The 17,126-nt window shown below is 63.3% G+C and carries 26 protein-coding genes and 2 tRNA genes; 1 reads left to right on the forward strand and 27 read right to left on the reverse strand.

Features of this window, described 5'->3' with window-relative positions:
* The 6 genes from RBH22_RS01300 to RBH22_RS01325 all read right to left on the reverse strand — a co-directional run bounded on the left by RBH22_RS01300 (position 1) and on the right by RBH22_RS01325 (position 5,682).
* The gene (locus RBH22_RS01300; protein ID WP_306676297.1) at positions 1-372 is read right to left on the reverse strand and encodes a hypothetical protein; all 372 of its coding nucleotides are present in this window, start codon (positions 370-372) and stop codon (positions 1-3) included.
* A 12-nt stretch (positions 373-384) separates the two neighbouring features.
* Entirely contained in the window at positions 385-1,332 is a 948-nt protein-coding gene (locus RBH22_RS01305; RefSeq protein WP_306676298.1) for a phage major capsid protein, read from the reverse strand.
* A gap of 5 nt (positions 1,333-1,337) precedes the next feature.
* The gene (locus RBH22_RS01310; RefSeq protein ID WP_306676300.1) at positions 1,338-3,119 is read right to left on the reverse strand and encodes an XkdF-like putative serine protease domain-containing protein; all 1,782 of its coding nucleotides are present in this window, start codon (positions 3,117-3,119) and stop codon (positions 1,338-1,340) included.
* A gap of 419 nt (positions 3,120-3,538) precedes the next feature.
* Positions 3,539-5,344 (reverse strand): phage portal protein, encoded by a 1,806-nt coding sequence (locus RBH22_RS01315; RefSeq protein ID WP_306676301.1) that lies wholly within the window; start codon positions 5,342-5,344, stop codon positions 3,539-3,541.
* A complete protein-coding gene (locus tag RBH22_RS01320; protein ID WP_306676302.1) occupies positions 5,345-5,500 on the reverse strand; it encodes a hypothetical protein in 156 nt (51 codons plus the stop codon).
* Positions 5,500-5,682: a hypothetical protein gene (locus tag RBH22_RS01325; RefSeq protein WP_306676303.1), complete on the reverse strand. Its 183-nt coding sequence runs from the start codon at positions 5,680-5,682 to the stop codon at positions 5,500-5,502. Before RBH22_RS01325 ends, RBH22_RS01320 begins: the two co-directional genes overlap by 1 nt.
* A gap of 275 nt (positions 5,683-5,957) precedes the next feature.
* On the opposite strand from RBH22_RS01325, the gene RBH22_RS01330 reads away from it, so the two are divergent.
* Positions 5,958-6,416 (forward strand): pyridoxamine 5'-phosphate oxidase family protein, encoded by a 459-nt coding sequence (locus RBH22_RS01330; RefSeq protein ID WP_306676304.1) that lies wholly within the window; start codon positions 5,958-5,960, stop codon positions 6,414-6,416.
* A gap of 67 nt (positions 6,417-6,483) precedes the next feature.
* Here RBH22_RS01330 and RBH22_RS01335 read toward each other — a convergent pair whose 3' ends face one another.
* The 21 genes from RBH22_RS01335 to RBH22_RS01435 all read right to left on the reverse strand — a co-directional run bounded on the left by RBH22_RS01335 (position 6,484) and on the right by RBH22_RS01435 (position 17,051).
* Positions 6,484-8,115: a hypothetical protein gene (locus RBH22_RS01335; protein ID WP_306676305.1), complete on the reverse strand. Its 1,632-nt coding sequence runs from the start codon at positions 8,113-8,115 to the stop codon at positions 6,484-6,486.
* Positions 8,108-8,848, reverse strand: coding sequence for a hypothetical protein (locus RBH22_RS01340; protein ID WP_306676306.1), 741 nt, complete (start codon positions 8,846-8,848; stop codon positions 8,108-8,110). The genes RBH22_RS01335 and RBH22_RS01340 overlap by 8 nt, the downstream gene beginning before the upstream one ends.
* Positions 8,849-8,968: 120 nt before the next feature.
* Positions 8,969-9,043 (reverse strand) — tRNA-Phe (locus RBH22_RS01345).
* A 22-nt stretch (positions 9,044-9,065) separates the two neighbouring features.
* A complete protein-coding gene (locus tag RBH22_RS01350) occupies positions 9,066-9,290 on the reverse strand; it encodes an antitoxin VapB family protein (protein ID WP_306676307.1) in 225 nt (74 codons plus the stop codon).
* The gene (locus RBH22_RS01355) at positions 9,283-9,453 is read right to left on the reverse strand and encodes a hypothetical protein (protein WP_306676308.1); all 171 of its coding nucleotides are present in this window, start codon (positions 9,451-9,453) and stop codon (positions 9,283-9,285) included. The genes RBH22_RS01350 and RBH22_RS01355 overlap by 8 nt, the downstream gene beginning before the upstream one ends.
* Position 9,454: 1 nt before the next feature.
* Positions 9,455-9,739: a hypothetical protein gene (locus RBH22_RS01360; protein WP_306676309.1), complete on the reverse strand. Its 285-nt coding sequence runs from the start codon at positions 9,737-9,739 to the stop codon at positions 9,455-9,457.
* Complete coding sequence (locus tag RBH22_RS01365; RefSeq protein WP_306676311.1) at positions 9,732-10,049, reverse strand: hypothetical protein; 318 nt, start codon at positions 10,047-10,049, stop codon at positions 9,732-9,734. Before RBH22_RS01365 ends, RBH22_RS01360 begins: the two co-directional genes overlap by 8 nt.
* Entirely contained in the window at positions 10,046-10,300 is a 255-nt protein-coding gene (locus RBH22_RS01370) for a hypothetical protein (RefSeq protein WP_306676312.1), read from the reverse strand. The genes RBH22_RS01365 and RBH22_RS01370 overlap by 4 nt, the downstream gene beginning before the upstream one ends.
* A 2-nt stretch (positions 10,301-10,302) precedes the next feature.
* Positions 10,303-10,815 carry a peptide ABC transporter substrate-binding protein gene (locus RBH22_RS01375; RefSeq protein ID WP_306676313.1) on the reverse strand — a complete coding sequence of 171 codons (513 nt, stop codon included), beginning with the start codon at positions 10,813-10,815 and terminating at the stop codon, positions 10,303-10,305.
* Between the two features lie 212 nt (positions 10,816-11,027).
* Positions 11,028-11,312: a HalOD1 output domain-containing protein gene (locus RBH22_RS01380; protein ID WP_306676314.1), complete on the reverse strand. Its 285-nt coding sequence runs from the start codon at positions 11,310-11,312 to the stop codon at positions 11,028-11,030.
* Between the two features lie 146 nt (positions 11,313-11,458).
* Positions 11,459-11,773, reverse strand: coding sequence for a hypothetical protein (locus RBH22_RS01385; protein WP_306676315.1), 315 nt, complete (start codon positions 11,771-11,773; stop codon positions 11,459-11,461).
* A 30-nt stretch (positions 11,774-11,803) separates the two neighbouring features.
* Positions 11,804-12,037 carry a winged helix-turn-helix domain-containing protein gene (locus RBH22_RS01390; protein ID WP_306676316.1) on the reverse strand — a complete coding sequence of 78 codons (234 nt, stop codon included), beginning with the start codon at positions 12,035-12,037 and terminating at the stop codon, positions 11,804-11,806.
* Complete coding sequence (locus tag RBH22_RS01395) at positions 12,034-12,855, reverse strand: hypothetical protein (RefSeq protein WP_306676317.1); 822 nt, start codon at positions 12,853-12,855, stop codon at positions 12,034-12,036. The genes RBH22_RS01390 and RBH22_RS01395 overlap by 4 nt, the downstream gene beginning before the upstream one ends.
* Positions 12,855-13,157: a hypothetical protein gene (locus RBH22_RS01400; protein ID WP_306676318.1), complete on the reverse strand. Its 303-nt coding sequence runs from the start codon at positions 13,155-13,157 to the stop codon at positions 12,855-12,857. Before RBH22_RS01400 ends, RBH22_RS01395 begins: the two co-directional genes overlap by 1 nt.
* On the reverse strand, positions 13,150-13,290 hold the full coding sequence (locus RBH22_RS01405; protein WP_306676319.1) for a hypothetical protein: 141 nt from the start codon (positions 13,288-13,290) through the stop codon (positions 13,150-13,152). Before RBH22_RS01405 ends, RBH22_RS01400 begins: the two co-directional genes overlap by 8 nt.
* The gene (locus tag RBH22_RS01410) at positions 13,277-13,708 is read right to left on the reverse strand and encodes a hypothetical protein (protein WP_306676320.1); all 432 of its coding nucleotides are present in this window, start codon (positions 13,706-13,708) and stop codon (positions 13,277-13,279) included. The genes RBH22_RS01405 and RBH22_RS01410 overlap by 14 nt, the downstream gene beginning before the upstream one ends.
* Complete coding sequence (locus RBH22_RS01415) at positions 13,705-13,845, reverse strand: hypothetical protein (protein WP_306676321.1); 141 nt, start codon at positions 13,843-13,845, stop codon at positions 13,705-13,707. Before RBH22_RS01415 ends, RBH22_RS01410 begins: the two co-directional genes overlap by 4 nt.
* Entirely contained in the window at positions 13,845-15,953 is a 2,109-nt protein-coding gene (locus RBH22_RS01420; protein ID WP_306676322.1) for a minichromosome maintenance protein MCM, read from the reverse strand. Before RBH22_RS01420 ends, RBH22_RS01415 begins: the two co-directional genes overlap by 1 nt.
* 186 nt (positions 15,954-16,139) lie before the next feature.
* Positions 16,140-16,655 (reverse strand): hypothetical protein, encoded by a 516-nt coding sequence (locus RBH22_RS01425; protein WP_306676323.1) that lies wholly within the window; start codon positions 16,653-16,655, stop codon positions 16,140-16,142.
* On the reverse strand, positions 16,648-16,884 hold the full coding sequence (locus RBH22_RS01430; RefSeq protein WP_306676324.1) for a hypothetical protein: 237 nt from the start codon (positions 16,882-16,884) through the stop codon (positions 16,648-16,650). The genes RBH22_RS01425 and RBH22_RS01430 overlap by 8 nt, the downstream gene beginning before the upstream one ends.
* Positions 16,885-16,978: 94 nt before the next feature.
* A tRNA-Gln gene (locus RBH22_RS01435) sits at positions 16,979-17,051 on the reverse strand.
* Between the last annotated feature and the right edge of the window lie 75 nt (positions 17,052-17,126).

The raw sequence follows: 17,126 nt of genomic DNA on the forward strand, positions 1-17,126 counted from the left end.
TTAGGCACTCCCGGTCGCGACGACGACCCAGCCGTCAGCGTTGCCGTTGATGTTCTGAACCGTGGCGGTCGCGCCGGCGCTCGTGATGTTCGACGGACCGGTCCCGACGAAGTCGGCATCAGCGAACGACAGCGTTGGCGTGTTCGCGCCACCGTCGTGGACGACCGTGACCTGGCGGCCAGCTGCCTCGATGTTCGAGAGGTCGACAGTGTTCGTTCCGTCGGCCGTGACCACGTGGACGTCGGCGTCTGTCCCGACGACTGTATCCGCGCCGTTGGCCGGCGCGTCTGTCTCCACGTGCTTCGGCGCGCCGTCGTTGAGGAGCTCGCCGTTCTCGTAGCGCCGGCGAACCTGCTCGTTAGTGGTACTCATCTACTGTCCACCTCAGGTCTGGATGTTGGTCCCGAGCACAGCGCCCTGCTCGTCTTCGATCTCGAAGTCGTCACGGACCCGCATGAAGTAGCGCGCGAAGAGGTCGTTCTCGGCGACCTTGTCGGTCTCCGTGAGCACGCGGATCTCGACGTCGTCGTACAGCCCGTAGATGAAGTTCTCGGGGTGCGTGAAGACGACCGTGTCTTCGGGCCACGCGGCGATGCCCTCCACGCGGTAGGAGAACGGCGTGATGTCGTCGTCGCCGAAGATGACCGCCGACCCGAGCGGGTCCTCGCGCTCGGTCAGCTGCATCCGGTAGGACTGGACCTGGTTCTCGTTGGCGTAGAAGACCGGCTCGAAGCGATCCGAACGGAGGTACTTGTTCGGCATCGCCTGGATCATCTGGTTGAACAGATCCGTGTTGATCGGCTGGGGGTTGCCGTTGGCGTCCGAGTGGTCGTAGGTGTTCGTGTCCGTCGCGTTCGCGAGGATCTTCAGCCAGCCGTCGTGCTGGTTGAGGAAGGCGTCACCGGACGACTCGTCGCCGTTGATGCCGAGGTCCTGGGTGTCGACCGCGAACTGCCGCGCCAGCATATCCAGGACGAGTTCGTCGACGTTGTCGACCGTGTCGTCGACGGACTCGCGGGTGAGGTCGTACGCGAGGGTGCCCTTGTTGGTGTCCATACTGACGGCGTCGGTGTTGACCGTCGCCGATCCCGAATCACCGTCACCCTCGTCGGCCCCGCGGCGCATCCGCTCGCCGACGGAGATACGCGGCAGGTCCATCTGCGGGCGCGGGAGCTCTTCGGTGCGGGCGCCTTCGAGCATCGCGGCAGAGTCGACTACCTTCTGGTAGAACTCCTGAAACAGATCCCGGGGCAGCACGCCCCCGGACATCGTGGTCGTGTCCAGCTTTTCCAGTGCGTCTTCGTTCTTGTCGCGGGTGTTCCGAATGCTCATTTAGATCACCGCCCCGCCTTCCGCGGGTCCAGCGTGAAGTTCGACTTCTCGGTCTCCTCTTCTTCGTCGGCGGTCTTGCCGAGCTGCTGGCTGTGGCCGGACTGCTTGGAGATCGTCTCGACGCGCTCGTCGAGGTCGTCGACCTTCTCGGCCAGGTTGGCCGCCCACTCGGGGGCGTCCTCTAGCGACTTCTCGGCGTCTTCGTCGTCTTCCATCTCAGAGACTCGCTTCTCGATACTGTCCACCTTCTCAGTGAGAGTCGCCGCCCACGCGGGCGGGTCCTCAGGGTCGTTGCTCATCGTAAGCTCCGTGTCTTCTGCTTGTTCGCCGAGCCAGTCGGCGAACTGGTCTGTGATAACCTGTTCTTCTGCGGCCATCGCGTCGAACCACTCGTCGAACGCACTCTCGAGGGCGACAATCTGGTCTGGGTCGAGTTCGTCGGCCCAGTCCATCTCCCAGAACCAATCACGGAAGTCACCGACCGTCGCATCGCCGTGGGCATCCACGAACTCTTCGACGGCGTCGGCGACGATCGTCGCCTGCTCGGGCGTGAGTTCCTTTTCGAGTGTGCCTCTGGCCGCTGTTACTGCGCCGTCGTCGGCGGTCTTGGTACTCTCCTCGTCCTCGTCGTCGTTCTCGTTGACGTCCTCGTCGTCTTCGCCACTGCCTCCCGCTTCTCCTGATGGTGAGTCGGCGCCATAGGCGGCCATCTCGAAGTCATCGTCCTCTCGGTCGGTGTAGCGCAGCGCCGTCTCACACCCGTCGGCCTGCGAGAGCAGGTCGATCGACGCGTCGTGGATAGCCTTCACCGCGTCGACGTTCGACGTCGACAGTGTCCGGCCGGCTTTCTCGGTGTCGTCGGTTGCGGGAGCATCGGTCGTCTCCGTGTCCAGGGCCTCGGACTTGGCTGTCGCCTGAGTGCCGTCATCGGCCGTGGCATCTGCATCTGCCCCACCGAGTCCGAGGAGCGTCTTCAGCCGCTTGCCCAGCGTGGCGTCGTCGACTTGCGGATCTGCAGGAGTCTTGTCAGTGGCCGGTTCGTCTTCGTGGTCGGGGTCTGTCATAGCATCAGAAACCTCCGTCGCGTGCGTCGCCGTGTTCTCGGCGTCGCTATCGCCATCGGGATCGTCCGCGTCGGTGTGCTCGCTGAGGTACTGATAGAGCTGGCGGGCGTCGGCTTCGTCGTGCCCGCGCTGCTCGGTCATCACGGCGACGAACTCGTCTTCGCCGTCGATCTCTTCGAGCACGCCCTTCGCGAGATCGCCTTTGTACGTCGCTCTGGGAACGGCCGGGATGTCGACGTCCGACACCTCATCGACGCTGCCGTCGACGAGTTCGATGCCGCCGGCGTCCTCGTGCTCGACGGCGTCCGGGACGGTCACCTCGTCCGGGAGTTCCTCGTGTTCGACGGCCTCCGAGACTTCGCCGCCGATCGAGAAGCCCGTCAGAATGCCGTCTTCGACGAGTTGCCAGAGGTCGTCGTCGTCGTAGCGACGCGTCGCGATCCACGTCCCTGGTGGGTACGTGGCGCCATCGAGTTCTTCGGCGGTATCGATCACCTCCGAGCGTTCGAGGGCGGCGGCATCATCGGGGAAAGCCGAATGCATCACGCCGGTCGCGACGTCATCGCTGTGGAAGCGGCGGATGGCCTCGGGGCGGAGAAAGTCGCCCTGGTGATCGAGTTCGTCGGGCACCAGGACAGCCCCCGTCGCCGTCCGCGCCTCTTCGTCGACGGCCTTGATCGTGGCCGTCTTCGTGAATCTACGCGGCGCTGTCTCGTCAGTCATTGCGTGAGAAATCCAACCTCCAACATCCAACCGGGTCTGGACCTCGGCCCCGGCAGGCGTCATCGGGAGTGCGCTACGAGCGTCTGGGCGCGATTGTCACAGAACTAACCACACGGAATAATTACACAAACGGATGTGGAAGCGTATGCGAATTCAGCTCACAACTCTCTAGAGTAGTGATCTTTATTTGTAGATAACAAATAGAGATGAATGGTACAAAGGGGAGGAGAGTGTGCCTCTGACACATTCCTCTCCTCCCCGGAGTGCCGATCATTCAATCGGCGCCAGTACCTAGAATGTGGAAGGCTTTGAGTGTTTACGAAAGTCGCTGGTGAAGTACATTATCCGTCTCAAACAGATCGGACAGCCGCGCTTCGACGTTCGTGTGTTGTTATCCACCGTCGTCACAGCAGTTGCAGCTAGAGTCCAGTCGGTAACTCCGTCGGCTGTTCCGTGCCCGGGAGCCGGTCGTGATGGCTCGTGATCTCCTCGTATGGGAACTCCGTCCGGATATTCGAGTAGTGGTACGAGCCGTGCGATGAGGCGTCTTTGAGGCCCTCCCAGATCTGCTGGGGGACGTCCAGGTAGACATACAGCGAGTCTGTGCCCTCATCACGCTTGAACCGAACGTACAGTTCGTCGTTGTCGGCGTCGTACGCGGCCGACTCGAGATTCGTACTGTCGAAGGAGACTGTCTCGACCGACTCCTTGAGCGTGACGTCTGCCCGCTCACCGAGTTTGTTCTCTGCCGGCGGGAGGTACTCGGGGCGCTCGCCGACGGCATTGAACTCCTGGCTTTGGTCTGCTCCCAGTTCAGCCAGTAGTGTGTCACCATCGACAGGGTGCTCGTCCGGAAGGGGCCCGATCCCGACTTCAGCGCGGGCCTCGTCGACGGTCATCGTCCCGCGGGCAGCCATCACCCGCGTCCGGGCGACGTCCGCCTCATCTTTCGGCTGCTCGGCGCCCCGGAGCGTGAACTCGATCGTCCAGTCTGGCGCGCCGAAGGCGGCCTGGTGAAGCACCTGATAGAGGCGGGCGGCGAACTTCTGCTGCTCGGGCGCGATCACCGAGAGGGCGAACTCCTGGACTTGCTCTTTCGAGTTCGAGCGATTCGACGTCTCCGTCCGGTTCAGCAGGACGGGCGGGACCTCGTGGACTTTCGCGATCTCGTGCTCGTTGCGCTCGCGGAAGTTCTCGAAGTCCATATCCTGCGTCCGCGACGCCGACAGCGGCACGAGTTCGATCTCGATGTCCGAATCGAGGTTCTTTGCGAACTCTTCGACCTCGAGGATGACGGTGCGATGTGGTGAGTCCTGCAGGTTCTTGAACAGCTTCCGCAGTTCCTGCTTGGAGCTCTCTTTGAGTTCGCCGCCGGTGACCTTGATCGCATAGCGCGGAATCGTGTCGTTCTCGAAAAACTGGTGGTTGTAGTCTTTGGCCGCCTCGTCGGCCGCGATCGTCCGCGTGGCCGCCACCCAGTCCGGTACGCCGTAGTACAGCGCCAGCGGCGTCGGGTTCTGCACCCAGATGAGTTCGTTCGCCGGCTCGTTCGGAAGCTCGCGTGCGTCGTCAGCGACGTCGCCAGTCTCCTTGTCGACGAATTTCGGATCGTCGGCGTACCGGTCGCCCGCCTCACCGAAGTAACGTGTCCGGCCGTTCCGGATCTGCACGTACCCGTGGCCCTTGACGACCTCGCCATCGTCGGTCTCGGCCTTCCGGACCCGGACCGTCCGTGCCGGCACGTGAGCGAGGCCTGTGGGCGTGCCATCCGCCCGGGTAAGGATCTCGACCGCGCAGTAGCCGATCCCGTGGTAGTCGATGCGCGCCTGTTCGAGGACTTCTTCCGGAGTGGTCGCGGCCGTGCCGTTGGGGCCGACCATCCACTGCGACTCGGAGCCGTGCCAGAAGTCGCGAATCGTCTCGAACTGCTCGTCGCTCGCGTCCTCGGCATCGACGCTTCGGTGTGGTGTGATGTCGAACCCGTGGCCGACCTCGTAGCGCGCCTTCTTGCGGACCGCTGCGGAGTGCGTCTCGTTGAGCTCCATAAACGCCGCCAGCCGGTCGGGGTTGTACGGCGGCTGGATCCCACGCCCGATGTCCGTCGCGATGCGGCGCTCGTTCAGTTGCGTGGTATCGTCGGCCTTCTCGAGGCCGCCACCGATCTTGGTGACGTCGACGCCGATGGTCGTCCCACCGTCGCCAGCGTCTGCAGTATCCTCGGTCATCTAGCACCACTCCTCGAGTTGTTCCGAGAGCGCGCTGCCGGCCACCGCTTCGACGTCAGTACCGGTCGCGTCGGCCCACTCGCGGAGGCACTCCAGTTCATACGGTTCGATTTCTGCCTCAACGGTCACCGTCTCGCGAGAACTGTCGCTAGCCATCACTGGACCTCCCGTGCATCATCGAGATCGTCTTCGCCGAGTTTCGGGTCGGTCTCGATCGCCTTCGCGAGTTGTTCGTTGAAGATCTCTTGGACGTCTTCGAGCGTGTCGCCATCGCCGCCGGCGACGCCCAGGTTGAGGTCGTAGTGGTCGATCCAGATCTTCGGCCCCTCTTCACTCATTTTTCGATCCTCGTTCGGCTGCAACTGTTACAGACGCCACGTGCCTGCTCGCGATCGGTACTGAGCGTCGCGTTGCACTGTCGGCACTGCTGTCGTGTCGATCTCATACGTCAGAGTGTCAAAAACTTCTCACAGTGTTTCTTTCACGATCTCACGGCCGAATCAGCCGTGGGACTCTGCCTGCGTACTGGTCCCCGTAAGAGCGGCTAACAGTCATCAGTAGTGTCACACGTCAATCATTACACTTAGGATAGTAAAATGGGAACACAGAGGTAATGAGGCGCCTTGAGGGAACAGAAATCGACGAACTCCTCGTTCGGAATGGCATCGGCGTGCTGGCACTGGTCGACGGCACACAACCGTATGCAATCCCGATCTCCTTCGGCTACGACGCAGAAGAGATGGTTTTTCCGATGCAGTGGGGCGGTGGCTACAGCAGCCGGAAGAGTGAAGCGATCGAGTCGAACCCGAACGTCTGTCTCACTGTTTATGAGCAGGACGCAGACGACCCGGCAGTCTGGCGAAGTGTCGTTGTGACGGGCGAGATCTACGAGATCGAGGACGACGACACAGAGCAAGCATACGCCAGCCTAGCCGCAAACGCAGCGTTCCCGCCAGACCTCGGTGTCTGGGGAATTCCATTCGAGGACGTCGAATTCCGATTGTTTGGCTTGGCTACCAACAATTGCACTGGGCGTGAATTTGCTACTGACTATGGCGGCTGGGGCGGCTAATCAGTGGAATGTTGTGCTGTAGCGAGCACGTCGTATTTTTTCTGGGAAACCTTCTACGACTCTCTACTCATACGTAGCTAATCCCTGACGTATCGCCGTCTGTGTCGTCTGTCCCACCACCGCCACTGCCATCGCGGTACTCGAAGCGCCGCAGCCCCTGCTCGGCCATATACCACGCCGCGATCAGGTCCGGCGTGTGGCCTTTCAGTTTGCCGTCGGCGAGTTCGAGCGACGTCGCCGCCTGGATCCAGTCTTCGGTGGACCCGTGCCCACGGTAGAACTGTATCCCACCGTTCTCGACGAGCGTCCGGAGCCGAGGAATGCCGTTCTCCCAGGAGTGTTTCGACGACGTCGTCGACAGTCCGGTCACCTTTGCGCGCAGTGCTGGCGAGAACTCGATGGCGTCCTCGACGATGTATTGCTGCATTCCGTTGTCCTCGATCACGATCAGGGCGGGATCGTACCGCCGATCGTACTCTTGGAGCTGGGCTTTCACGCCAGAGGGCGACATCCCCTGCTCGGCGTGGGCATCGAGGATCACGCGCTCGCCGGAGCGCCGGAGCAGCTGCACTACGAACGCGGCGTCGTCGCCGGTGGGCGACATCGCGGGGTCGTGCCCGACGACGATCGCCTCGCCCTCGCCAGCGCGATATTTCGTTGGTGGTGAGCGATCGCGGATCGAACAGCCGCCATCCGAGACGGCGCGATCGACGTCCGCGGGCTCGATTAGGTTGCCGCTGGCGCCCTGGATCGTGAGCGTGTACTCACGCCAGAAGAGGTAGTCGGCCATCTTCGAGCGCTTGTTGGCCAGCCACTCGGGGCCTCGCGCTTCGGGCCACAAGACCCGGAGAGACTCACCCTCGCGCCAGGGGTTTGCGACTTCCGTGTAGTAGTCGGGGTCGGGTCGGCGGGCCTGCCAGTCGTCGTCTCCACGGAACTCCTGGTCCCACGCATCGAGGATCGCGGGGAACTCCCGAAGGGCGTAGCCCTCGTAGTTGCGGTAGTGGTTGTAGATGTCGTCAGAGCGTTTTCGTGTGCCCACGAGGACCGTCCGGCCCTCGTCTTTGACCATCGGCTGGGCGACGCCGTCGACCCAGTTGAGGACGCCCTGCGTCGAGCCGTCACCCTGCTCTTTGATGATGTCGTCGAGGATCAGCAGGTGGGCTCGGGCGCCCTCAATCGCGCCTTTCAGCCAGCCCGTCGTCAGGCTGGATCCGTTCGCGAACTCTTTGGTCTTCTTCGAGTCCGTAGATCGGGGTTTGTTCAGGCTCGTGAGCCACGGGTTCCGCTCGATGAACTTGTTGAGTTCGCGGTCGGCCTTCTCGAAGGCCTGCTCTTGGGTGTTCATCGCCCAGATGACGCGATAGCCATCCAGGTATTCGAGGCAGGCGACGGCGAAGGCCGTGATGATGGTCGTCTTGAGGCCGTCCCGGTGACACAGCAGCGCGAGGTCGCCGTCGACGTCGGCATCGCCGGCGAGGTGTCGGAGCCACTGGCCGTGGTGGTCGGTCAGTGGCGCCCAGTCGTCGTACTCGTCGTCCATATACCCCTGCGTGAGTTTGTTCGCGAAGTCGAGCCAACAGCCGTGCTCGAAGGGGTTGTAGGCCGCGCGGATCTCCGCCAGCGAGAGGTCGACCGCCTCGGTGTCGCCGGCCTCAGAAGACGTAGAAGCAGACGACGAAGAGGGCGTACTACTCATCGGTGACGTCCTCCCCGAGGTCGGCCTCCCGGATCGCGGCCGCTGTCGCCGAATCGAGTTCGACGGTCGTCTCGAGCTCGCCGTCGACGTTCATATTGATGTCTGTCGAGTAGATCCCGAGGACGTCGCCCTTCTCGCGTTGGTACTTCGCCTGTTCGGAGCGGGCCATCGCCCGGCCCTTCGGATCGGGTTCGTCGCGTTCGACACCGATCGTCGCCTTGCGGAACTCCGGCAGTGTTCCAGGACGTGCCGGGTAGCCGCCACGGCGGGCGCCGGCAGGATACTCGTCGCCGGCCTCGAGGTGGCGAGCGTCGTCGACGAAGACAACAACGACGTCGTGCTCGTCGGCCCACTCCGGTCGGCGATCGTCCCCTGGCGGGGCGCGCTCCCAGTCGGCGACGCGCAGCGGTTCCTCGCTTTGGGAGACTGTCCGCATCTGCGGGACCATCGCCGTGATCGGTTCGTCGGTGGTTGCGTTCTGTTCGGCCTCGCGGGCCCGCTGGTAGAGCCGCTCGTAGCGCTCGGCTGACTGCAGCCGGACGTTGGCGTGCTCGTTCTCGATCTGTTCGAGGACGGCGTCGGCCGGCTCCTCGCTGAGGTAGTCTCGGATCGTCGAGACGGTGTAGTCGCCGATGCCCTCGCTCTCGAAGCGGTCCCGGACCTCTCGGGCTGAGAGATTGTCGAGATGGTGCCACTTGAGGGCGAGCGTGACTCGGCGGTCGCGTGTAGACATCGATAGCGGTGTGTCGCGTTGCGTCGGGGGGTTGATTTATACTTTAAGTAGGCCGCGTGGCCGGTGAGAGCGACGCCAGCGACGCGGTGAGCGGTATGTCAGTTCGATAGAGACGTCGAATGGACTCGCCCGGATTCGAACCGGGGCAGGACCGCCTCTTCAGGGCGGCGCTCTCCCAGGCTGAGCTACGAGTCCGTGGTGTGCGTGTGCGACACCCTCATCGGCGTGCGAGGCGGCCTTCGACCTCGTCGCCGGCGAATCGGCCAGCCATCCGCGCGATCTCCTCCGCTTGTTCGGCGTCGATGCGTGTGTTTTGCGTGTGGTTCATCGACCCGTCGGTGAGTCGGAGGACGACATCCGAGAACGACTCGTCCGCACGTTTCGCGTCATCAAGCGCGTCGTAGGCCCGCTCGTTCAGTGAGATATTCGTGCGGTCACTCATCGTCGCTCGCGTAGGTCGGTGTGTTCGTCTCGGGGTCGTGCATTCCGAGGGCGACCGCGCATCGTATGCAGATCGGCATCCCGTCGGGGTCGTAGTACGGCGGATCCCAGAGGTCCTCGCTGACGCAGTCGTCGGCGACGCGGGCGTGACACTCCCAGGCCATCTCAGGATCCCGAGCGGAGTTGCGAGGCAGCTTTCACTGCGGCGCCGCCGAAGGCCCACGCCGTCGCGATCGTCGCGAGCAGCAGCCACGTGAGCAGCAGGTTCGTTGGGAGCTGGGCGAGCGAGGCGTGCGTCGTTGCGTCGAGGGTCGCGAGTGCTGGCACGGAGATGACCAGGATGAATGCAAGGACGTCGTTCGTGAAGTCCCACCGCGTCCGGGTGGACTCCGTCGTGGCGTCGGCGTTGTCGGCGTTGTCGGTGGTGTCGGTGGTGTTCTCGTCAGTCATCGCTGCTATCTGTGCCGCCTTCACGTTGGATCTCAGTGTAGGCCTGTACGAGGGCCGCGTAGTCGGACATCTCGAGCCCGTTGTAGCCGGCGAGTGTCAGCAGTGCAAACGTGCCGATGATCGTCGGCTCCGCGCCCTGGATGAGTGCATAGATCGCTAACCCGATGATGCCGAGATTGACGATGATCCCACGAATGACCTTGAGCGAGCGATACATTCTGAGATCACCGCCATCCCGGAGGCTGTTTTTGTAGTCGTCGATCAGTGCGTCTGGGGCGTACCACGGTCGGGTGGGTCTCGTCGTCGTCATAGTACATCTCTCGTGTCAGTGGCGGGCTCGCCGGTGCCGGCCTCGGTGTCGGTGTCTGCGACCACCTCGGCATCCTGGGCGAGCACGCGGACGGTCTCCTCGAGGTCGTCGGCTTCGACGGTGAGGATTGTCCGGCCCGGGTCTGCGAACGTCGGTCGCATCTCGGCGTCGACGATGCGGCCCAGGAGTGGGCGGTGCGTGTGCGGCACGATCACTCGGGTGCCGGGCGTGTGTGGGCGAGACGAAGACATCGTTAGGCAGTGGGCGCCGGATTCGCGGTCGATCGCGATCGCGACTGTACTTCCGCGCGGGCCAGCCCGTAGCGGACGCCCTCCGAGAGGGCTTCGTCGACGCTCGTGTCTGGGCGGTGTGGGCCCTCCATTTCCACTGGAAGTCGCTCGAAGGCATCCAGCGCGTGTGCCACAGTGGCTTTCCGGTGAATGCTGACGCCTTTGTGCTCAAACGTCTGGATGAGTCGCTTCAGCAGCGTCCGGAAGCGCTCGCGATCGACGTCGACGTCGTCCCACACGCGGACAAACGAGCCCTCGACGCCACATTCGCAGAAGATGCCCTTCTGGCCGGAGGCTGTGTCGGCAGGGCCGAACGCGACCTCGGTGGTGTCCTTGCGGCGGCTCCACTGCGACTCCTGGACGGAGACGTCCGACCGGCGGGGTTCGTGTGGGTGGCGTTCTTCGCGCACGACGCGGAGGCAGTTGCGACAGATATCCGGTGCGTTCAGGACGTGCTCTTGGTATGCTGGATGCACGAGTAACTGAGGAGATGGCGGGCAGGACAGAGAGGGGGCCGCGGGCCCCAACTCTCGGGTGGTCACGACCGTCTGAAGAGGAGTTATCGAGTGATGTGGTTGCTACGCGAAAAGCGCTCGCAGTCCGGCGGTTCTCGCCGGCCCCACGGTGGGGGTGGCAAGGAGACGGTAACGAATCGAGCCACGACCATCGGCGAAAGAGAACGATTCAGTTACTCTTCGGAGGTCTGTGATTCGATAATAACTTCCTCACCGTCAATCTGTATGCCGTATTCGCCTATGTGGAGTGCAATAGTGACGTTGCTTTCTGCGGTCTCGAGATTGTCAACCGCGTCAAGGTCGACGTAGTCGCCCAGCTGCATTCCCGTCTTGTCGGACAAGTCAGTGGCCTCGATGCCTTCTGCATCAGCTATGGCTTCAATAAGAGCTATACTCGGGGCTGTATCGCCGCGATCGTACGAATACTGAACCCGTCCACTCGGACCACCCACACTCATACCAGAATCCAGCAAATTGAGGCATATATTCTGTTCGATGTGTGAAAAATGTATTTGGACATTTTCGTAATTTCCGTTGAAGAGTGGATATGTGGTTCTTCGGAGAGAACCTCAGAGGGCACGCGACTCTATAAGACTCCCGTGCCCTACCGAATTTCGTAGTCTTCGACAGGTTCTTTCACCCACGAGTTCCCGCTATCCCACGTCATCTTGGTCCCGACCGTACCGGACTCAACGCGGGTCGAATTCGTTTGGACAACCTGTTCAGTAAATTTGTGGCGTTCAAGCGTCGCTCGGAGCTTCTTACTGTTCGAGAGTATACGGTCGTTGCCTTTGTCCCAGTAGATCTCCCACGTGTGGGGGCCGCCCTCGACGATGACTGAATAGTACGCATTCTCTGAAATGAGCTGTACAGCCTTTCGCGGCGGAATCGAGAGAAACGTAACTGCGTCTGATCCCATACTGCTCCATTTCGAATTGGATATTTAATACTACTGGAAGGGTGATATGTCGTGGAGCGGCGCATTCGGATTCCGCGGGCTCGGAGCGCGTGTCTCGACGATATTGCGGTCGCGAAGGCGGTCGATTGCTTCACGAATCGTTCGTTCTGGGAGCCCTGTTCGGTCGGCGAGTTCTGATGTAGTGAGTGGGCGATCGGCCTCCTCGAGGACGTAGTGGACGAACTTCGCGCTCGCTGGCACGTCGTCGAGGACCGCGTCAGTCATTGGTGACCTCCGTAGCGAGTAGGCATCTCGTCCCCTGTGTCGACTTGGTTCGCTTCGGCCTTTGTCAGTGCCTCGACGTCGTGGGCGTCGATCCACGTCCGGATGTCGTCCTCGGTCACTCCGTGTGCGAGCGGCGTCTCCTTGATGTCGAAGAGGCGGACGTCCGCTGGCGGGGCGTTTGTGAGACCGATGCCGCCAGCCCGTCGCGTCGCGGACGTCCACGACGTCGTCTGGACTGCGAGCCGATCGGAGCGCGGACGGTAGCGGATCCAGTAGAGTTCGTCCTCGCCAGCCATCGCCCACCAGTAGGCCATCTCGGTCAGATCCTGGGCGAAGACGCGACAGACGCGGTCGCCCGGCGACTCTCGCAGCGGGGCGAGCCACTCCTGGTAGGCGTCACGAGTCTCGTACCACGGCGTGTCCGCGTACCGCGATGTCGTCTCGACGCCGAACGACGACAGCGTGGCGTCACCCCACACCTCGCGCGGGCCGATCTCGCCCTCGTAGTCGGGGTGCACAACGTACCGTGTGTTCGACGGTTTCGGCGGTTCTGGGTAGCGTGAGACGCTCCCGCGAGGCTTGTCGTCGAGCGCCTTCTGTTCGAGTTCGGCCAGCTTCTCGTGGAGCCACGCGATCGCGTCGTCGCGGGTGGCGACCTGCCGCGAGGAGCCGCCCCAGGTACGGCCTTTCACGTCGAGACGGCAGTAGACGTCGTCGCGGTTCAGCGGTGGCTCGACACCGATGGCGTAGTGATCACCGTCGTCTGGGCCCAGCACCCACTCGTTGAGCTCCTTGCGGTACCTCGTGCGCTGGCTCATCACAGCCACCTCGCGCGTTCGTGCCGCGTATGTCGAGCACCGTATTCGCGGATTTCGACGGCCTCGACCAGACCCCACGAATCGGGGAACTTCGCAGTGTCGTCGCTTTGTGCCTCCCAGCGGATGTCCGCCCCGAAATCGTCGTAGTACTCGATCCGGATCCGGCACTCAACTTCCTCGTGGCAGTGTCGGTGGCCGACGAATGGCTTTGTCGTCCACTCGTACAACGTGTGCTCGGTGTCGGTTTCCCACGTTGTCGTGGTGCGGTCGCTGCTGTCAGTTGAGTACTTGTGATTACTCATCGGTGTGGCCACCTCCGAGATCGAGGTCGAGTACGAGACAGTCCCGACAGCGGTAGGCGGTCGCGTAGCCATCCTCGCCGACGATCGCCGCGACCGCGCGGTCGGAGCAGCCCTCGACGTTACAGGTCGCCATCGGAACCCTCCTTGATCGCCTGCAGATGCGTGTTCGCCCAGCCGATCACGTTCTGGTCGAGTTCGTCGTCGGGGCGCGAGACCTCGACGTCGATCACGGCCTTGAGCGCGTCGACGTCCTCGCTCGTGTAGATCGGCATTTCGGTATCGGGCAGTTCGTCGACGCCATCGGCAGCTAGGGCGTAGCGGATCTGGCCCTCACCATCTTGCCAGCGGTGGACGTCGCCGTTCTCCCGCGCAGCCTGCAGCGCCGTCTTGGCGTCGCCTTTCGAGAGTGAGGCGTGCCGGACCGTGTTCCACAGATGCGATGCCGACATTGTGACCGGGCTGCCGTGGCCCGTATTCTTGTGGAGCATCCCGAGTATGATGCGATAGGCGCGTTCGGATCCTTCGGGCGGAAGCGCGCGCTTGGCCGTCATAGCGCCTCCAGCGTCTCCTCAGTGAGGTCGACCGCACAGTCCCAGTTCGAGCAGCGGTAGTTCGTCACGGTGACGCGACCACACGACGGGCACCACCACGGGCCGCCATCCGCTGGATGCCCTTCTGTGCTCGACATCAGAACTCACCCACCCACTTGACTGTCTGATTCGCCCGGGGCTCGATCACCCAGCCACTGTCACGGAACGTCTGGATCTCCTCATTGACCTCTTGCTCGGAGATGCCGTGGTCGGCCGCCACGTCGACGATTCGATCGATCTCGGCTTCGGTGCCGCCGGCCTCTTCTTTGAGAATCTCCTTGAGCGTCTTCTTGCGCTCGGCCTGGGGCTTCGAGGTGCCCGTCTCGACGACGTCGGCGTCGAGCTCGCCGTCTTCGTTCTTCCCGATGTCCTGCATCGACTGGCCGACCAACTGCGTCGCCGTCTCGAAGTGCCGTGCCTCGATCGTTGCCGAGAACTCGAACTTCGCGGCGGCCTCGGCGATTCGGAGGACGGCCTCCCACGAGCGCCACGTCACCGGGACCGGGTCGTTCTCGTCGTAGCCGTTCGCCCCGCGGAGGCTGACGAACGTCTCCTGCGCGTCTTCGAGCGCCGTCTCGTCGGAGATTGGTGGGTCCGACCGGGACGCGAGCGCGACCCACTTCCGCAGGAGGTCGTGATCGATGCTCGTGTCGGTCTCAGATCCGGCGTCGGCGCCGGCGGGCTGGCCCTCACGCATCTGGAGCTTCCCCTCCCGGCGGTGGCCCGCGATGTGGCCGGCGACGATCGTATCCGAATCGGGATTGGGCTCGTCGGTGAACGTGAAGATCAGGTCGAATCGCGAGAGCATCGCCGAGCCGAACACGAACTGCTCGGCGACGGGTTCGTAGGGATCGAACCGGCCGTGCTTGGGGTTCGCCGCGGCGATCACGCCCACGCGCGTCTGCAGTTTCGTGTTGATCCCGGCTTTCGAGACGGCGATCGACTGTTTCGACATTGGTTCGAGCATCGCCGCGCGCTTTTCGGCTTCGAGGTCGTCGAGTTCCTCGACGCAGACCATCCCGCCGTTGGCCTTCGCGAACGCACCGGGCTTGAGCGTCCACTCGCCGTCGCCGAAGTCATCGCGAACAGCGGACGCCGTCATCCCGGCCTTTCCAGTGTTCGAGGCGGAGACCGCCGCCGCACGTGGGGCGACGCGCTCGACTGCGTCGACGATCTCCGATTTGCCAGTCGAGGGATCGCCGATCGCGAGCAGGTGGATGTCGCCGCGGTCGGTCGCGCCGTTGGCGTACTCGACGTGCTCGCCGCCGACGAGCTGCAGGATGGCCGCCTTCTTGACGTGCTCGTAGCCGTGGATCTTCGGCACCAGGGCATCCGCAGCCACTTGCAGTGGGTCGCCTTCGGCGCCGGCGGCGAGGTCGCGGATCCGCTGGCGTTCCTCCGTTGTGATGTCGAGGTCCTCCGAGGAGGACTCCTCGAACTGGACGGCGCGGGCGTCCAGGTAGGTCGTGAACTTCGTGTCGTCCTGGTCGACTTGCCGGAGGTGCAGCGTCCCGTAGAATACGACTTCGTCGCCCGTGTCCGCGCGGCCGGCCAGATCTTCCTCGACGAAGACGTCCACGGTCGCCCCCTCACCACCGGCGACGCTCGGAGGCTCCTGGACGCGGAGTGACTGGGCGTCGACGAAGACTGACTGGTCGAAGTCGATGTGGAATGGCCCCTGGCGCTCGCAGCCCTGGCACTCGTGGGGTTCCTGGTAGCCGTCGTCCTGTGGGATGTAGGTCATCGTCCCGCAGCGCTGGCACTCGAAAGCCGCGTCGACGATCTTCGGGTACGTGTCGGTCGCCATCGCGATCTCGCCGCGGATCGCGACGTACTCGCCCGGAGCATCCGAGGGTGAGTAGCCGCCGGGGTAGTACTCGCGGTCCTCGGGCAGGTTCGTGAGCCGCACCTCTGCAGGCGGAGCGTCATCGCGCGTGAGCGAGACGTCCGCCGGAAGGTCGACGTTGTGCAGCGCCGCGTCCGCGTACTCGTGCATCTGCTCCGGGGTGTCGAGCCATCCCTCCGCGAGTTCGGCCTCGAACTGGACGAGGTCGCTGTAGTCGATGCGGAGTGCGCGCTGCTCGCTTGGGTACCGCTGGGCGAGCCGCCCCAGCTCGTCGCGGTAGTACTTCCGGTAGAACCGGATGAACTGTTCTGTCATCTCGTCCATCGCCTGTGCGCCGTGTGCGTCGTGAGTGTCGTGCATCGGATCGGGTGCGGTCTTTTTGGGCAGAAAAATCGGTTCGCAGCCGTTTCGGACCGCCGCGACCGACGCCGAGACGACGCCGGAGACGACGTACCTGCAGCTAGCGAACCGATGCTTACAGCGGCTATACAACGTAATTTTAGCTCAATTCAAGCGGAGGTGGTTTCCCGCACCGTGAGAACACGCTCAGATCACCCCCGACTCCTGAGCGTCTTTTTTCTGGGCGAAAAGACTGGACTCGCGTTTGGCGAGATCGGCGTCGACGGCAAGGTGGATGTTCCCCGAGTCGGGGTTGCGGTAGCGGAAGCCGACGGTGCCGCTGCGGATGTCGCGCTGGGCTGCTTCGTCCTCGCCGGCCGCCCACCGGAGCAAGTTATAGCAGTGCGAGGCGCCGGGTTCGCCGTTGAACACGCCCCACTTGACGTCCTTGTAGTCGATCTTCCCGCGCCCTCCGTTGTCGAGTGCGCGCTCGAAGGCGTGTTCGCGGACCATCCCGATCTTCGCGTCCTTCCCCAGCGACTCGTACGTGCGGTCGGTCTCGAACTCCGAGGTCCACAGCCGAAGCTTCGTCAGCTCCTTGACCGCGTCCTCGTGATCCGCACGGAGCGTTTCGAGTTCGCTTTCGAGGTCGTTGACCTTCGCGAGGGCTCGCTGGGCGACCTGCAGGGCGTCGGCCGGCGTGATGTCGTGGTCCTCAGACATCGGCCGACACCTCCTGGTCGTCCGCGTTGATGTCGGTGTCGCGCGCGACGAGCCACTCGTCGACGTCGTGGCCGTTGATGTGGGCACCACAGACCGTCCGGAGACCGTGCTTCGGGTGCTCGATCACAGCGACGGCTGGGTCCGTGCAACTGAGACAGCCGCAGTACTTCGTGGCTTCGAGCCCGATGTCGCCGTGATCGTCACCACGGAGCGGCCGCTCGGGGTTCATCAGGCGCGCACCCCCTGGGTTCGGGTGGAGATACCAGGATCCGAACCGGCAGACAGCGACGGCTCTGTTTCGGGGATTATGTCAGAAGTTTGAGTAGTCCCGGGCGGATTCGAACCGCCGTCATGGGCTCCAAAGGCCCATATGATTGGCCACTACACCACGGGACTGCATCTCCTACTCACGTCGCAGTCTTTGAAAAGGCATCGGGTTCCGACGGCGCTCGCCGGGCCTCGATCCCGCCC

Origin of the sequence: Halobellus sp. H-GB7 (genome assembly GCF_030848585.1) — an archaeon.
Taxonomy (GTDB): Archaea; Halobacteriota; Halobacteria; order Halobacteriales; family Haloferacaceae; genus Haloquadratum; species Haloquadratum inordinatus.

Coding starts and splice junctions, on each gene's coding strand:
- RBH22_RS01300 (WP_306676297.1), bottom strand. CDS start 372: ATGAGTACCACTAACGAGCAGGTTCGCCGGCGCTACGAGAACGGCGAG.
- RBH22_RS01305 (WP_306676298.1), bottom strand. CDS start 1,332: ATGAGCATTCGGAACACCCGCGACAAGAACGAAGACGCACTGGAAAAG.
- RBH22_RS01310 (WP_306676300.1), bottom strand. CDS start 3,119: ATGACTGACGAGACAGCGCCGCGTAGATTCACGAAGACGGCCACGATC.
- RBH22_RS01315 (WP_306676301.1), bottom strand. CDS start 5,344: ATGACCGAGGATACTGCAGACGCTGGCGACGGTGGGACGACCATCGGC.
- RBH22_RS01320 (WP_306676302.1), bottom strand. CDS start 5,500: ATGGCTAGCGACAGTTCTCGCGAGACGGTGACCGTTGAGGCAGAAATC.
- RBH22_RS01325 (WP_306676303.1), bottom strand. CDS start 5,682: ATGAGTGAAGAGGGGCCGAAGATCTGGATCGACCACTACGACCTCAAC.
- RBH22_RS01330 (WP_306676304.1), top strand. CDS start 5,958: ATGAGGCGCCTTGAGGGAACAGAAATCGACGAACTCCTCGTTCGGAAT.
- RBH22_RS01335 (WP_306676305.1), bottom strand. CDS start 8,115: ATGAGTAGTACGCCCTCTTCGTCGTCTGCTTCTACGTCTTCTGAGGCC.
- RBH22_RS01340 (WP_306676306.1), bottom strand. CDS start 8,848: ATGTCTACACGCGACCGCCGAGTCACGCTCGCCCTCAAGTGGCACCAT.
- RBH22_RS01350 (WP_306676307.1), bottom strand. CDS start 9,290: ATGAGTGACCGCACGAATATCTCACTGAACGAGCGGGCCTACGACGCG.
- RBH22_RS01355 (WP_306676308.1), bottom strand. CDS start 9,453: ATGGCCTGGGAGTGTCACGCCCGCGTCGCCGACGACTGCGTCAGCGAG.
- RBH22_RS01360 (WP_306676309.1), bottom strand. CDS start 9,739: ATGACTGACGAGAACACCACCGACACCACCGACAACGCCGACAACGCC.
- RBH22_RS01365 (WP_306676311.1), bottom strand. CDS start 10,049: ATGACGACGACGAGACCCACCCGACCGTGGTACGCCCCAGACGCACTG.
- RBH22_RS01370 (WP_306676312.1), bottom strand. CDS start 10,300: ATGTCTTCGTCTCGCCCACACACGCCCGGCACCCGAGTGATCGTGCCG.
- RBH22_RS01380 (WP_306676314.1), bottom strand. CDS start 11,312: ATGAGTGTGGGTGGTCCGAGTGGACGGGTTCAGTATTCGTACGATCGC.
- RBH22_RS01385 (WP_306676315.1), bottom strand. CDS start 11,773: ATGGGATCAGACGCAGTTACGTTTCTCTCGATTCCGCCGCGAAAGGCT.
- RBH22_RS01390 (WP_306676316.1), bottom strand. CDS start 12,037: ATGACTGACGCGGTCCTCGACGACGTGCCAGCGAGCGCGAAGTTCGTC.
- RBH22_RS01395 (WP_306676317.1), bottom strand. CDS start 12,855: ATGAGCCAGCGCACGAGGTACCGCAAGGAGCTCAACGAGTGGGTGCTG.
- RBH22_RS01400 (WP_306676318.1), bottom strand. CDS start 13,157: ATGAGTAATCACAAGTACTCAACTGACAGCAGCGACCGCACCACGACA.
- RBH22_RS01405 (WP_306676319.1), bottom strand. CDS start 13,290: ATGGCGACCTGTAACGTCGAGGGCTGCTCCGACCGCGCGGTCGCGGCG.
- RBH22_RS01410 (WP_306676320.1), bottom strand. CDS start 13,708: ATGACGGCCAAGCGCGCGCTTCCGCCCGAAGGATCCGAACGCGCCTAT.
- RBH22_RS01415 (WP_306676321.1), bottom strand. CDS start 13,845: ATGTCGAGCACAGAAGGGCATCCAGCGGATGGCGGCCCGTGGTGGTGC.
- RBH22_RS01420 (WP_306676322.1), bottom strand. CDS start 15,953: ATGCACGACACTCACGACGCACACGGCGCACAGGCGATGGACGAGATG.
- RBH22_RS01425 (WP_306676323.1), bottom strand. CDS start 16,655: ATGTCTGAGGACCACGACATCACGCCGGCCGACGCCCTGCAGGTCGCC.
- RBH22_RS01430 (WP_306676324.1), bottom strand. CDS start 16,884: ATGAACCCCGAGCGGCCGCTCCGTGGTGACGATCACGGCGACATCGGG.